Annotated in this window: 11 protein-coding genes and 1 pseudogene; 7 read left to right on the top strand and 5 right to left on the bottom strand. The window is 36.8% G+C overall.

All coding sequences use genetic code 11. The features are described from left to right. Positions 1-90: 90 nt before the first annotated feature. The 4 genes from ahpC (Q4503_RS01525) to ahpC (Q4503_RS01510) all read left to right on the top strand — a co-directional run bounded on the left by ahpC (Q4503_RS01525) (position 91) and on the right by ahpC (Q4503_RS01510) (position 5866). Entirely contained in the window at positions 91-654 is a 564-nt protein-coding gene (gene ahpC, locus Q4503_RS01525) for an alkyl hydroperoxide reductase subunit C (RefSeq protein WP_303601213.1), read from the top strand. 87 nt (positions 655-741) lie between these two features. Next, positions 742-2307 (top strand): alkyl hydroperoxide reductase subunit F, encoded by a 1566-nt coding sequence (ahpF, locus tag Q4503_RS01520; protein WP_303601212.1) that lies wholly within the window; start codon positions 742-744, stop codon positions 2305-2307. 309 nt (positions 2308-2616) lie between these two features. After that, the gene (katG, locus tag Q4503_RS01515) at positions 2617-4839 is read left to right on the top strand and encodes a catalase/peroxidase HPI (protein ID WP_303601211.1); all 2223 of its coding nucleotides are present in this window, start codon (positions 2617-2619) and stop codon (positions 4837-4839) included. 463 nt (positions 4840-5302) lie between these two features. Then, entirely contained in the window at positions 5303-5866 is a 564-nt protein-coding gene (gene ahpC / locus Q4503_RS01510; RefSeq protein ID WP_201294546.1) for an alkyl hydroperoxide reductase subunit C, read from the top strand. 123 nt (positions 5867-5989) lie between these two features. Here ahpC (Q4503_RS01510) and Q4503_RS01505 read toward each other — a convergent pair whose 3' ends face one another. Both Q4503_RS01505 and Q4503_RS01500 read right to left on the bottom strand, forming a co-directional pair. Further along, entirely contained in the window at positions 5990-7246 is a 1257-nt protein-coding gene (locus tag Q4503_RS01505) for a mechanosensitive ion channel family protein (RefSeq protein ID WP_303601210.1), read from the bottom strand. 9 nt (positions 7247-7255) lie between these two features. Beyond that, positions 7256-8167: an acyltransferase gene (locus Q4503_RS01500; RefSeq protein ID WP_303601209.1), complete on the bottom strand. Its 912-nt coding sequence runs from the start codon at positions 8165-8167 to the stop codon at positions 7256-7258. Between the two features lie 222 nt (positions 8168-8389). Between Q4503_RS01500 and proB the strand changes: the two are divergent. Both proB and Q4503_RS01490 read left to right on the top strand, forming a co-directional pair. Next, positions 8390-9493, top strand: a pseudogene (gene proB / locus Q4503_RS01495) (glutamate 5-kinase); the annotation flags it as partial. A gap of 61 nt (positions 9494-9554) precedes the next feature. Next, positions 9555-10811: a glutamate-5-semialdehyde dehydrogenase gene (locus tag Q4503_RS01490; protein WP_303601208.1), complete on the top strand. Its 1257-nt coding sequence runs from the start codon at positions 9555-9557 to the stop codon at positions 10809-10811. 30 nt (positions 10812-10841) lie between these two features. Here Q4503_RS01490 and Q4503_RS01485 read toward each other — a convergent pair whose 3' ends face one another. Beyond that, positions 10842-11234 (bottom strand): Fis family transcriptional regulator, encoded by a 393-nt coding sequence (locus Q4503_RS01485; RefSeq protein ID WP_215971869.1) that lies wholly within the window; start codon positions 11232-11234, stop codon positions 10842-10844. A 131-nt stretch (positions 11235-11365) separates the two neighbouring features. Here Q4503_RS01485 and yegD point away from each other — a divergent pair, with 131 nt between their 5' ends. Next, positions 11366-12721, top strand: a complete 1356-nt coding sequence (gene yegD / locus Q4503_RS01480) for a molecular chaperone (RefSeq protein ID WP_303601207.1) — start codon at positions 11366-11368, stop codon at positions 12719-12721. A 296-nt stretch (positions 12722-13017) separates the two neighbouring features. On the opposite strand, the gene Q4503_RS01475 is transcribed toward yegD, so the two are convergent. Together Q4503_RS01475 and Q4503_RS01470 are read right to left on the bottom strand one after the other, a co-directional pair. After that, entirely contained in the window at positions 13018-13476 is a 459-nt protein-coding gene (locus Q4503_RS01475; protein ID WP_303601206.1) for an NfeD family protein, read from the bottom strand. Positions 13477-13538: 62 nt separating this feature from the next. Continuing rightward, the gene (locus Q4503_RS01470) at positions 13539-14513 is read right to left on the bottom strand and encodes an SPFH domain-containing protein (RefSeq protein WP_303601205.1); all 975 of its coding nucleotides are present in this window, start codon (positions 14511-14513) and stop codon (positions 13539-13541) included. Positions 14514-14749 lie beyond the last annotated feature (236 nt).

Below are 14749 nucleotides of genomic sequence, written 5' to 3'. Positions count from 1 at the left end.
AAGCAGACAGGCTTTCATAAGTAAAACTTTCATTAAGGTTTTATTAAATAATTAAATTACACAATTAAATATATAAAGAGGAAATACATCATGGCTCAAATAGGCAAAGCAATTCCAGAATTCACAGCACAAGCATTTCACAACGGTGAGTTTGTTGAAGTTACAACTGACAGCGTTAAAGGTAAATGGTCTATCTTCTTATTTTACCCTGCAGACTTTACGTTTGTATGTCCGACTGAATTAGAAGACATGGCAAACCAATATGCTGAATTACAAGAGTTAGGTGTTGAAGTTTACGCTGTATCAACTGACACACACTTCTCTCACAAAGCATGGCACGACTCTTCAGACGCAATTGGTAAAATCCAATTCCCTATGATTGGTGACCAAACAGGTAACATTACCCGCGGTTTTGACGTAATGATTGAAGAAGACCATATGGCACATCGTGGTACTTTCTTAGCTGACCCTGACGGCATTATTCAAGTAGCACACATTCATGCTGGTGGTATTGGTCGTAGCGCTAAAGACATGGTACGTAATGTTAAAGCAGCACAATATGTACGTGAAAATGATGGTGAAGTATGTCCAGCAGCTTGGGAACAAGGCGAAGCTACTTTAACACCAAGCCTAGATTTAGTAGGCAAAATCTAAACACTATAAACTAAAAATCTTCCAACTATTGGCGGAAATGGCTAAAAATATTCCGCCTTTTTTCACCAGATTAAATAAGGTAATACTATGTTAAGCACAGATATTTTAAACGCATTAAAAACATACACTCAAAATATGACTAACAAGGTGGCACTAGTTCTACAAACTGGTGAACATGCTAAGCGTCCAGAATTAGTCGAATTTTTAACACAATTATGTTCAGTATCAGATAATTTAAGTTTGATTGAACGTGATGACAATTTACGCAGCCCTATTACATTTTACTTAGCAGTAGATGATAATAATAATGGAATTCATTTCTCAGGCATACCAAGTGGTCATGAATTTAATTCATTAATTTTAGCTATTTTACAATCGTCAGGTACTGCCCTTAAACTTGATAACACCTTAAGTAATATGGTGAGTAAAATTAAGGGAGATTTACACTTTGAAGTATTTATTTCTTTAAGCTGTCATAACTGTCCTGATGTGGTGCAATCACTAAATCAGTTTGCTTTGCTAAATGATGATATTAGCTCAGAAATGATTGATGGAGGCTTATTCCAAGAACTTATTGATAAACGTAATATTCAAGGTGTACCTAGCGTTTACTTAAATGGTGAATTATTTGCCAACGGCAAAATAGATACAGCGCAATTAGTCGATAAATTAATTGAACGTTTCCCTTACATTGTTAATGCCGATGATACTGAACAATTGCCTCTACAAGATGTAACCGTTATTGGTGGTGGTCCTGCTGGTGTTGCTGCCGCAATTTATGCAGCACGTAAAGGGTTAAACGTTACTATGATTGCCGACAGAATTGGTGGTCAAGTAAAAGATACGGTAGGTATAGAAAACTTAATTTCAGTACCTAAAACAACAGGTACTGAGCTAACCGGTAATATGCAGGCACATTTGAGTGATTACGATGTCACTATCAAAGAGTTTTTACGTGTAGATACCATTGAAAAAGGTGATACCAAGACCAAATCAGCGCATAAATTACACCTATCTAGTGGTGAAGTGATTGAAACGAAAACTATTATTGTTGCTACCGGTGCAAAATGGCGTGAACTTGGCGTACCAGGCGAGAAAGAGAATGTTGGTTCCGGTGTTGCTTACTGCCCACATTGTGATGGTCCATTTTTCAAAGGGAAAGATGTTGCAGTAGTCGGTGGTGGTAACTCCGGTATTGAAGCGGCACTTGATTTAGCCGGTATGGTTAATCATGTTACTGTATTTGAATTTTTACCTGAGTTAAAAGCCGATAAAGTTTTAGTAGAAAAAGCTGAAGCTCACAGTAAAATTACTATCATTAAAAATGCTGCCACTAAAGAAGTAATAGCAGAAGACGGTAAAGTGGTTGCTCTTGCTTATGAAGATAGATTAACCGGTGATATTAAACAACAGCCGCTGGCCGGTATTTTTGTACAAATTGGTTTATTACCGAACAGTACTTTTCTAGACGGTGTTGTTGAGCGTACTCAGCATGGTGAAGTAGTTATAGACGAAAGATGTCAAACATCTACACCGGGTATATTTGCGGCGGGCGATGTGACTACTGTGCCTTATAAACAAATTGTTATTGCGATGGGCGAAGGGGCTAAAGCGTCATTATCAGCCTTTGATTACATGATTAGAGAAAGCTAATACAGGTAATAACCTGTTCAATAAAGAGTAAATTATTAACGTAAATAGGTGAATTATTAAATTCACCTATTTTTTTGTCTGTAGATAATTGATTAATGCTTTTACTAACAAACTAACTTTATTACTTTCCCCTTGCGTAGTATTAACGCACTGCCAACCACTAATCTCTATATTACCCACTTATTGCTCCCCAAATGCAGTCATCAATAAAACAGAACGTTATCTTCAAATCAATCAATTATAAAAAATCTTTTATTCCCCCTATTATATTTCCTATTCGAAAGTTCATTACAATAAAGAGAGATAACTATGTTAAAGAGAACCTTACCTATAGCCGCTGCGATTTCAGTAGCTCTATCAACTATCACACTATCGTCAACTGCATTTGCAAATGGTGAAGCAAAAACAAATCAATTTTGGTGGCCTGAGCAACTAAACCTGAGCTCACTTCGCCAGCACGGTGCGGAATCAAATCCTTACGGAGAGCAGTATAATTATGCTGAAGAGTTTGCAAAATTAGATATAAAACAACTTAAAAAAGATATTCAAAAAACACTCACAGATTCTAAAACATGGTGGCCTGCTGATTGGGGGCATTATGGCCCCTTGATGATTCGTATGGCTTGGCATAGTGCAGGGGTTTATCGAGTACATGATGGTCGTGGTGGTGCATCTGGTGGTCAACAACGCTTTGATCCATTAAATAGCTGGCCTGACAATGTTAATTTAGACAAGGCTCGTAGATTATTATGGCCGGTAAAACAACAATACGGTCGTCAAATATCATGGGCAGATTTAATGGTGCTTGCAGGTAATGTTTCACTTGAATCGATGGGCTTTAAGCCTTTTGGTTATGCCGGTGGACGTACTGACGATTGGGAGCCAGATTTAGTATACTGGGGCCCTGAAGAAGCTATGCTTACTGATGAGCGTAGAGATGGAAAAGGTCAATTAAAAGGGCCATTAGCCGCAGTAGAGATGGGATTAATTTATGTTAACCCTGAAGGTCCACACGGTAAACCTGATCCACTATTGGCTGCTGACGACCTACGTTTGTCGTTTGGCCGTATGGCAATGAATGATGAAGAAATTGTTGCGCTAAGTTCTGGTGGCCATACCTTTGGTAAAGCACATGGTGCAAAAAAACCAAAAGATTGTATTGGTGCTGAGCCAGCTTCTGCTCCAATTGAAGAGCAAGGCTTAGGTTGGAAGAATAAATGTGGCACAGGTGTTGGTGCTGATGCAAGTGGTAGTGGCTTAGAAGGTGCTTGGACTGTTACCCCAACACAGTGGTCAACAAACTATCTAGACAATCTGATGAACTTTAACTGGGTGCAAACTAAAAGCCCTACAGGTGCCACGCAATGGATACCTGATAATAAAGCTGCAGCAAACTTAGTACCTGATGCACATATTCCTAATAAGCGTCACGCACCTATTATGTTTACGACTGATCTTGCCTTAAAAGAAGATCCTGAATTCCGTAAAATTGTTGAGCGCTTTAGAGCCAACCCTGCTGAATTTGAAAAAGCATTTGGTAGAGCTTGGTTTAAATTAACTCATCGTGATATGGGGCCAAGAGCAAGATATTTAGGTGATGAAGTGCCAACTGAAGTACTTACATGGCAAGATCCTATCCCTGCAATTGATTATCAGTTAATCACAAGTAGTGATATAAAAATGCTAAAAGCGCAATTACTTAATTCAGGTTTAAGTAATGCAGAGTTAATTAGAACAGCATGGGCTTCTGCTTCTAGCCATCGTGTAACTGATATGCGTGGTGGAGCAAACGGCGCTCGAATTAAGCTTGAGCCTCAAGTCAATTGGCCAGTAAACAACCCTAAAGCGTTAAAGAAAGCCTTAGATAAAATTGAAGCGATTCAAACTCAATACAATAAAAAATCATCGACAAAACAAGTATCTTTAGCCGATTTAATTGTATTAGGTGGTGCTGCGGCAATCGAAAACTCAGCTAATAAAGGTGGATATAAAGTTGAAGTACCTTTCATACCTGGTCGTGCCGATGCTACACAAGCGCAAACAGATATTCAGTCATTCAATTACTTAAAACCTAATGCTGATGGCTTCCGTAACTATTACAATGAAGATAGTTATATGTCTCCTGCAGAAATGCTTGTTGATAGAGCCAATATGCTTGATTTAAATGTACCTGAAATGACAGTTTTGGTCGGTGGTTTACGTTCATTAAACGCCAATTTTGACGGTTCTAGCTTAGGTGTTTTTACTAACAAACCAGGCGTATTAAGTAATGACTTTTTCGTTAACTTATTAGATATGTCTACCGTTTGGAGCAAAGACGAGAACAATAATGGTATTTATATCGGTAATGACCGTGCTACCGGTACCTTTAAATGGCAAGCAACACCTGTCGATTTAATTTTCGGCTCTAGCTCTGAACTACGAGCCATTGCTGAAGTGTATGCTTCTGATGATGCTGATACTAAGTTTATTAATGACTTTGTCAGCGCTTGGACGAAAGTAATGCAATTAGATCGCTTCGATTTAAAGTAATTGAACTACCTTACTGCGCTTCACTAAAATAGTTTGAAAATCAGTAATATTTAAATTCACTTACCAAGGCTAATACTCAGTAGAAAATACTAAGTGTTAGCCTTTTTTTGTTTTTACTGTCCCACTCTGACATATATTTACAGGCCTCACATTGATGCCTAACCTTAACTATTATCTAACAATAAGCTTCGGCAAAATAACACGATGAAATAAGCGCTCAATACATCGATTACTCAAAGCACTTCGCTATAACTAAGATCCCAATAAAGAATGCAAGTAACTAACGTTCTGTTATTTAGAATATAGAAATCAATTTAATCAAATTTACCAATTATTAAATTAGCTCTACTATACATACATCGAAAGCAAGCAAGCTTTCAGAAGCAAAACTTTCATTAACGTTTTATTAAATAATTAATACGACATTTAAATAAACATTTAAATATATAAAGAGGAATACATCATGGCTCAAATAGGCAAAGCAATCCCAGAATTTACAGCACAAGCATTTCACAACGGCGAGTTTGTTGAAGTAACAACTGACAGCGTTAAAGGTAAATGGTCTATCTTCTTATTTTACCCAGCAGACTTTACTTTTGTATGTCCTACTGAATTAGAAGACATGGCAAACCAATATGAAGAGTTACAAAAATTAGGTGTTGAAGTATACGCTGTATCAACTGACACACATTTCTCTCATAAAGCTTGGCACGACTCGTCTGACGCAATTGGCAAAATTCAATTCCCAATGCTAGGCGACCAAACAGGTAACATTACTCGTGGTTTTGACGTGATGATTGAAGAAGACCATATGGCACATCGTGGTACTTTCTTAGCTGACCCTGATGGCATTATTCAAGTAGCACACATTCATGCAGGTGGTATTGGTCGTAGCGCTAAAGACATGGTACGTAATGTTAAAGCAGCACAATATGTACGCGAAAACGATGGTGAAGTATGTCCAGCAGCTTGGGAGCAAGGCGAAGCAACCTTAACACCAAGCCTAGATTTAGTAGGTAAAATCTAAACTAAATTTTATATAAAAATCTAAAGGCGATTGGCGGATATAGCTAACACTATTCCGCCTTTTCTTATTATGCCGCATTAGCCACGTGATTAAGAAAGGCTCTCGGTAAAAATAACATACTTGTTAGGTGTTATTATTTAATGCATTTTTCCAATCATGCCCTGTAGGGTTTTGAAATATACGTAAATCAAAATGTGGAGCAATAGCAAATAAATGATCGAACACATCTGCTTGAATACCTTCATATACTTTCCAATCTGTTGAATTAGCAAAGCAGTATAATTCTAAAGGTAAGCCACTTTCAGTCGCAGGCAACTGCCTCACCATACAAGTTAAGTCATTTCGAATATTCGTATTTTGATGTAAATACATTTCAATATAAGCGCGAAATGTGCCAATGTTCGTTAATTGTCGGCTATCAATGTCATTTAAACGCCCATCTTGATCTAACGCTTTATTTTCATCTTCAAGCCTTTGCTTTTTATCGGTTAAATAAGACTTTAATAAGCTAGTGCTAGCTAAAAAGTCTATTTTTTCTAATGAATAAAAATCAATACTGCTGATATCTATAATTAACGTTCGTTTTATACGTCTAGCACCAGTATGGTACATATTACGCCAGTTTTTAAACGAATCACTTATCAAAGCATAAGTTGGTACTGTTGTAATCGTTTTATCAAAATTTTGTACTTTTACTGTATTTAAGCCTATTTCAATAACATCGCCATCAGCCCCATATTTAGGTAGTTCAATCCAATCTCCCGCAACAACCATTTTGTTTGCTGAAATTTGAATACTAGCAACTAACCCTTTGATCGTATCTTGAAACACTAAAATTAACACCGCGGTTAAAGCACCTAAACCACTCAATAAATAAACAGGTGAACGATCTAAAATTAATGCAATAATTACAATCACAGCCACTAAATAGATAACTAATTTGATCACTTGAATAATAGCATTCAGTGGCAAATATTTTTGTTTAGCTGTTTCACCGTATAAGCATTTGCTAACATTTAATACAGCACTGATACTTCGAGCTATTTGAAAGGTTAAAAATACTTTCGCAAACAATACTAACAAATCGGCTATTATAAGTTCGCTTGGAAAAACTAATGGTGTTAAAAATAATATTAATATAAAAGGTAATAATAAGGTAAATCGCGTTAAGACATTATGTTCAATTAACGCGTCATCCCAAGTGTTTTTTGTTTTAACAATCAGTTTATGAACAACGTTAATCACTTGAGTTTTAGCAATGTAATAGCTAATCGTTGCCGTAAATATAATAAAAGTTAAACCTAATACCATTGCACTCATTTCAAGGTAATTTTTATTAACTCCTTGCTCGGCCAGCCAAGTCATAATTAATTCATTCATATTAGTCCCTTATTTATCAATATCAGATGACGAATTTTTCTTTAAATTCAGAAGTCTAGCGTCTTTCTCATGCCAAAATTGCGTTAACCACTTTTGAAAAACAATTTTATGAGCTCTATCATTCATGTAGTCACCACTAAGCTCGCTGTTAATGTCAAATGTATTAATTTCAATATACACATCTTTAACACGACCACACAAAAAGTCCCAAAAGCTAGGAATTCCGTCTGGGTAATAAATAGTTACATCAACAATGGTGGTTAAATACTCGCCCATGGCATCAAGTACAAAAGCCACACCACCAGCTTTAGGTTTAAGCAAATGATTAAATGGTGAATTTTGCTTATCGTGTTTAGCTTGCGTAAAGCGCGTTCCTTCGATAAAACTCATTACGCTAACGGGTTTATGCTTAAATTTTTCACAAGCCTTACGTGTTGTCTCTAGGTCTTTACCTCTTAGGTGAGGATTTTTTTTCAAAAATGACTGGCTATAACGTTTCATAAAAGGAAAATCTAATGCCCACCATGCTAATCCTAGAATAGGGACATAAAGCAACTCTCTTTTTAAAAAGAACTTCAAAAAAGGTATTTTGCCATGCAATATTCGCTGCAGCACAATAATATCAACCCAGCTCTGATGATTAGCTAACACTAAATACCAGTCTTTCGTGCTCAGCTCTTCTAAACCGGTTACATGAAGTTTTACCTTAGTAAATAATTTTTGATTGATCGTGTTAATAGCAACCCAATTACTTGCCATTAAATCTAATAAATAGCTAAAAATCTTTTGAGAAAAATTTAACGGTATTAAAGCTTTAAATAATGAAAAAATAACAATAGGAACAACCCAAAAAATAGTGTTAAGGGCATAAAAAATAAAAGAAAGTAGTCCAAGAAATGGTGCGGGTAATAAATTTAGCATGTTAAAAAATTATAAACAGTTAACCAAAGAAAAATTAACTATATTTAATCATGCTTTGCCAGTAAATTGTATTGTTAATTACGATATAGTAACAAGATATGCTTTATTGCTATTTAGGATCACAATAACGTCTAACGTTATAGCGCCTTTTTCGCTATATAAGTTGAATGACTACCTCGTTTTCATCATACTGTAAATAGTTAAATCATAACAGGAGGAAAAATGAATTTTAATCGTGCTGTAATTAAAGTCGGTAGCGCCTTAGTAGCACCATCAAAAACAGGTTGCAGTGGGCAATATATTCTAGCCATTGCTCAATTCATCACTAAATGCCATCAACAAGGCAAAGAAGTGATTCTCGTATCTTCTGGTGGTGTTGCCGCTGGTAGAACAGTTATTCGTCACGGCAGTCCTGAACTATCTCCATCAGTTAAAAAAGCCATGTCGAGTGTTGGCCAAATGAAAATGATGGCGAACTGGCAACGTTTTTTTGATATTCCTTGCAGCCAAATATTAATCACGCAAGATGATCTAGAAGATCGAGAACGGTATATTTCCATCAGAGATACCATTCAAATTCAATTAGAGAATGGCATTATTCCTATCGTTAATGAAAACGATACGGTAACCACTGAAGATCTAAAAGTAGGTGATAACGACAACCTTTCAGCCCTAGTAGCACAAGTGTGTGAAGCTGATAGCTTGTTTATTTTAAGTGACATTGATGGCGTATTTACTAAAGATCCTAACATCCACGATGACGCGGTACTTATCCCCATAATCGATGAAATTACCGATGAGATATATGCTATGGCTGGCACTAGCCGCAATCATTTATCTACGGGTGGCATGAAAACAAAAATAGAAGCCGCAGAAAAAGCAACTGAGCATGGCATTAATACTTATATTCTCAATGGTACTAAAAGCGAAGTATTTAGCTCATTAATCAGACAAATAAATCCTGGCACACGCTTTTCTGCCGATAAAAATACCATTAGAGCTAAAAAACATTGGCTTAAACACACCGTAAAAAGTCACGGTAGAATCACCCTAGACAAAGGCGCAGTTAACGCCTTACTAAACAAAGGCGCTTCATTATTACCTATTGGCATAAAATCTGTCGCCAGAAGCTTTGACGTTGGTGATTGTGTTGACCTTGTTGATCAACAAACTAAAACCATTATTGCTAAAGGTATCACTCAATATAGCAATAAAGAGTTAAAGCGTATCAAGGGCAAACACAGTGATGAAATTAAACTTATCTTAGGGCATGAAGAAGGTGATGTAGTTATACATCGTGATGACATGGTTATTCTTGAACAAAATGTTGAAGTTAAACCAGCAAAAGTAGCCCCTAAAAACAGTGAAGAAAAAGGAACTAAAACAAATGCACCAATTTAATATGGCGACAATGGCAACGAATGCAAAAGTTGCTAGCCGAGTAGCCGCACAGCTAACAACCATTGAAAAGAATGCATTGTTAAACGCAATAGCTGACGCTATTGAAGCCAATAGCGCTGAAATCATTAGCGAAAATAGTAAAGACATTGAAGCAGGTCGAGAAAAAGGCTTGGCTGATGCAATGCTTGATAGACTACTACTAACTGACCAAGGTATTAAAGATATCAGTAGTGCTATTCGCGAAATAGTCGCCTTAACAGATCCCGTTGGCGACATTGCTAACTTAGCGCTACGTCCAAATGGTATGCAAGTAGGTAAAATGCGTATCCCTTTAGGCGTTATTGCAATGATTTATGAAGCGCGTCCAAATGTAACAGCTGAAGCAGCCGCGCTTTGTATTAAGTCAGGTAACGGCGTTATTCTTCGTGGTGGCTCAGAAGCTATTCATTCTAATTTAGCATTAGCGAATTGTTTACATAAAGTGTTAACCGATCACGGTGTTGATAAAAACATTGTTAGCGTAATTCCTGATACGAGTCGCAGCGTTATTGAAGAATTATTAAAACAAAGTGAAACCATTGATTTAGTTATTCCTCGTGGTGGCGAAGGCTTGATTCGTTATGTTACGGAAAACAGTCGTATTCCAGTGATTCAGCATTTTAAAGGCGTTTGTCATTTATTTATTGATAAATATGCCGACTTAACTAAAGCAGTAAACATTTTAGTTAATGGTAAAACACAAAGACCAAGCGCCTGTAATTCACTAGAAACTGTTTTAGTGCATAGTGAAATTGCAGAGCAATTCTTACCATTAGCAGCTAAAGCATTAGCCGATGCTGCCAATGTAAAAATTCACGCTTGTGAAAATAGTCTTAGTTATTTTGATAATGCAGAACAAGCAACTAATGATGATTATCACGCAGAGTATTTAGCGCAAGAAATTGCTGTAAAAGTAGTTGCTAGCTATGATGATGCTGTGGCTCATATCAATGAGTTTACTTCTGATCATACTGAAGTCATTGTAACGCAAGATACTTCGCGTTCTCAGCGATTTATTCGTCAGATAAACTCTTCTGTGGTAATGATAAATGCTTCGTCTAGGTTTTCTGATGGTAACCAATTAGGCCTTGGCTCAGAAATTGGTATATCGACCAGTAAACTTCATGCATACGGCCCAATGGGGCTTGAATCATTAACGACAGAAAAATTTGTTGTTTATGGTGACGGACAAGTTAGGGACTAATTGATCGCTTTATTGATTCGTTAAAATTACCTAATGCGGCCTTCTCGCTGCATTAGGTTTTTGTTTCGTTTTAGGTAATGCTAATCTATTTGGCCATTCACCTTGATGATATTTTAAGCAAGCCTCTTCGCTATCAAAGTGTACTTGTTGTTTAATATTTTTCAAAACAACACCAACCTTCACTAACTGCTTTAAAATTGCATTACGCAATAATTCATCTTGCTGTTGCTCTTTCATTACTTCAATTTCAGACTCTAATTCAAAAACACAGGTAATCACCAAACTAGCAGGAAAATTAGTGTAATTAGCTCTATGAGTCAGCCATACAAATCCTGGTACTTCATGTAAAGAAGACTCACAGGCAATGGTTAACGCTTTACAAATGTTATTATCAATTTTTTGACTGGTTTTATTTAACTTCATATTAATCACTACCTATATTTTAAATATTATTTTTTAACACAGCTATTTTAACTTAATACAGCACTTGTACCTAAGACATTAACTCAGTATGCTATGCGGCCGTTTTTGGTAGAGATATAAGTAGGTAGTAAATGATAGGTTTTGATTACGGCACATCTAATTGTAGTGTTGCTGTTATGGATAATGGTCAACCCCAAATAGTTCCTCTACTAAATAAGAATACAATAGCATCCAATTTATACGCTCCCGATCGTGACATCATCACTCATTGGTTAAATCAGCAATTGAAAAGTGAGCAACAAAGTAACTTTCAAAAGGAGCGTCAAGTTCAACTACAGAAAAGCCAAAGAGCCTTACGAGAATTGGCATTTGATGGCATTGAAACAGACTTGGTTTTTGGTAAGGCAGCGCTTGAAAAGTATTTGGAAGATCCGGAAGAAGGTTATTATATAAAGTCACCAAAATCTTTCCTAGGTGCTAGCGGCCTAGCGCCAGCACAAATACAATTATTTGAAGATATTGTTGCCGCAATGATGAGCAATGTTAAAAACCTCACAGAAGCAACACTCGGTCATGAAATAATAAAAACAGTCATTGGACGTCCAATAAACTTTCAAGGCTTACATGGCGAAGAAAGCAATCGACAAGCAATTAATGTGCTCACAAATGCGGCTAAACGTATTGGTTTTAAAGAGGTAGAATTTCAATTTGAACCTGTTGCTGCGGGTTTTGAATTTGAATCGAGTTTAACCAAAGAAACACGTGTATTAGTGGTTGATATTGGTGGCGGAACTAGTGATTGCTCGATGTTATTAATGGGGCCTGAACTAAGTAATAATGATGACCGTACCAAACACTTACTTGCTCATAGTGGTGTACGTGTGGCGGGTAATGACTTTGACATTCAATTAGCACTGCAAGGTATTATGCCAAGCTTGGGCATGAATAGTTTATTAAAAACAGGCAAGCCTATGCCAACGAGTAGTTTTTACCAAGCCTTAGCCATTAATAATATTAATGAACAAACCGCATTTTATAGTGCGCAAAACCGACGTGAATTAGTTCAGTTGTCTCGTGATGCAAAAGAAACTGCCATCGTTGAACGCTTAATTACAGTGCACGATCATAAGCTAAGTTATCAGTTAGTTAATGCGGCTGAGCAAGCAAAAATCGCCTTGTCTGAGCAAGATACACAAACGATTAATTTAGACGATATTACTGATGGACTCAATGCTGAAGTCACTAAAGAAACTTTACGCTTAGCAAATAATCGCACATTAGCAAGTATTGGTGAGTTAATGAAATCAGCCGTTGATCAAGCACAGTGTCAACCTGAAGTCATTTTTGTGACCGGTGGTACCGCAAAATCGCCCGTATTAAGTGAGTTTATCCAAGCACAAATGCCAAATATTCCTATTATTGTCGGTGACCATTTTGGCAGTGTAACGTCAGGATTAGCCCGTTGGGCGGATAAGGTTTTTAAGTAGCCAAAACATGAAATCGGTATAAGTGCATAGGTTATTCGCCTACGCTACAACGGCTTATAGCCGTGACCATTGAAAGTGCTGGAATTTAGGATGAGGATAAAATGTTAGAGACAAGGCGTGTGATTGACTAATAGCTTGCTATTGGGATTGAGCACAACGCAGTAACTGACTTTTTAGCCCAACATAAAACCTGCATCTTCATTGATTACGGGTATATATAGTAAAATATTTTACCGATAAAAAACGACGCTTATGCGTCGTTTTTGTTAGCGTTAATATCAAGCTTTATTGATAAATCATATCGGCTTAACCAACATAGTATTACCGGTAATAGCAACAATTTGACAAAGGCTTTTCTCGCTAATGAATTCAACATCTGCTTCATCAGCTAAACGTGCCGGCCAGTTGATACCTGAATATCGAATAGTACCACCACTAGCATTTATTTCACTACTTGCAGGTACTTTCAAACCAATCATATCACTAGAGTTATCGGTTTTGCTTTTTGTATTTTGAAATCTCTTTAATGGCTTCCACAGAATAAAAGCGATTAATGCTGTTAATAAACCAACACTAAAAACTTCACTTTGCCAGCCATCAATAACCCCTATGCTAACTAGAATACCAGTGAGTAAACTTGCTATAGCGAAAAATAATAACGGACCACTCAGCCCCATAATACTTAGCTCAATAACAAAGCTTATACCCGCAATTAAATACCATGAGTGGTCGGGGTTTTCTAAAAAATATTCCATAATGCCTCTTTAAGATAGAAAGAGTAAGCCTAATATTTTCAATGTTAGGCTAAAATATATAACTAATTCGTTAACTTCAAACTACTTGAAACAGCAATAGCTTGTGCAACCGTATTCGCAATATTATCACCTGTTTTACCGTCGGTCAGTACTACTGTACTTTCACTCGCAATGGCTTGATGAGCAGAGATAGCGTCTTGGGCTAAGGTTAAAGTTACTGCGGCCTTACCTTGATCTGTATTTGCTGCACTACCAACCACTTCTAATGCACTAGCATCAGCTTCTGCAACTAAACGAATAGCTTCCGCTTTACCTGTTGCCATAAGAACTTGCGACTCTTTCGAAGCTTCTGCTGCTAATACTTGCTCAGCCTTAGCGGCTTCTGCATCTAATACTCTCGCTTGTTTATGCCCTTCAGCTTCAGTAATTGCTGCCGTTTTCACCCCTTCAGCAGTTAAAATAACAGAACGTTTTTCACGTTCAGCTGTCATTTGTTTTTCCATATCTTCACGGATTGTTTGTGGCGGCATAATATCTTTGATTTCGTAACGAGTAACCATAACACCCCATGGTGCTGTCGCTTCGGTCATCGCATTTAAAATTTGCGCATTAATCATATCCCGATTTTGAAAACACTCATCTAATTCCATTGATCCAATAGCATTACGCATAGTTGTCATGGCTAGTTGTGTAACTGATAATTTATAGTCGGTAATGTTGTTCGTTGCGGCGGCAGCATCGATTACTTTTAAAAATAAAATACCATCAATTTCTAAGGTGATATTATCTTTGGTAATCGCTGCTTGCGAAATAATTTCTAATGATTGTTCTTTCAAATTACGATCAGCAGCGACTGATTGTACGAAAGGAATAATAAAGTTTAATCCTGCTGAAAGCGTTTTATTGTATTTCCCTAACGTGTAAATAACATAACCACGGTTTTGCGGAACAAAATATATGCCCTTCTTTAAGGTATATAAAATAACGATGGTAAGCCAAAGTATAGGATTAGTAAGTAGTTGTTCAAATATAGGCATGCAAATGTAGTCCTTTTATTATTTACGCTACCAACATTAGTATTAATAGCATTCCAATTGAAATAAAATAAATCAGAAGCCCATTAGAACATCAAGCTGGATCACTGTCAGCTATTTTTACCCATGCTGAATATTAATAACAGGTATCACTTGAGCGTAGCTTGTCTAGAGAGGAAGGTAATAGGTAATAGATAGAGGCTATATAACAAACGTATTATTTAGCGCAGGCACGCGAT

Source organism: Colwellia sp. 6_MG-2023 (assembly GCF_030547765.1).
In the GTDB taxonomy this organism is placed as follows: Bacteria; Pseudomonadota; Gammaproteobacteria; order Enterobacterales; family Alteromonadaceae; genus Colwellia.
The sequence above is the reverse complement of the archived record's forward strand: the minus strand, read 5'-3'. Positions and strand labels throughout refer to the sequence as shown.

Coding starts and splice junctions, on each gene's coding strand:
- Q4503_RS01470 (WP_303601205.1), bottom strand. CDS start 14,513: ATGCCTATATTTGAACAACTACTTACTAATCCTATACTTTGGCTTACC.
- Q4503_RS01500 (WP_303601209.1), bottom strand. CDS start 8,167: ATGCTAAATTTATTACCCGCACCATTTCTTGGACTACTTTCTTTTATT.
- Q4503_RS01475 (WP_303601206.1), bottom strand. CDS start 13,476: ATGGAATATTTTTTAGAAAACCCCGACCACTCATGGTATTTAATTGCG.
- ahpF (WP_303601212.1), top strand. CDS start 742: ATGTTAAGCACAGATATTTTAAACGCATTAAAAACATACACTCAAAAT.
- katG (WP_303601211.1), top strand. CDS start 2,617: ATGTTAAAGAGAACCTTACCTATAGCCGCTGCGATTTCAGTAGCTCTA.
- yegD (WP_303601207.1), top strand. CDS start 11,366: ATGATAGGTTTTGATTACGGCACATCTAATTGTAGTGTTGCTGTTATG.
- Q4503_RS01505 (WP_303601210.1), bottom strand. CDS start 7,246: ATGAATGAATTAATTATGACTTGGCTGGCCGAGCAAGGAGTTAATAAA.
- ahpC (WP_201294546.1), top strand. CDS start 5,303: ATGGCTCAAATAGGCAAAGCAATCCCAGAATTTACAGCACAAGCATTT.
- Q4503_RS01485 (WP_215971869.1), bottom strand. CDS start 11,234: ATGAAGTTAAATAAAACCAGTCAAAAAATTGATAATAACATTTGTAAA.
- ahpC (WP_303601213.1), top strand. CDS start 91: ATGGCTCAAATAGGCAAAGCAATTCCAGAATTCACAGCACAAGCATTT.
- Q4503_RS01490 (WP_303601208.1), top strand. CDS start 9,555: ATGCACCAATTTAATATGGCGACAATGGCAACGAATGCAAAAGTTGCT.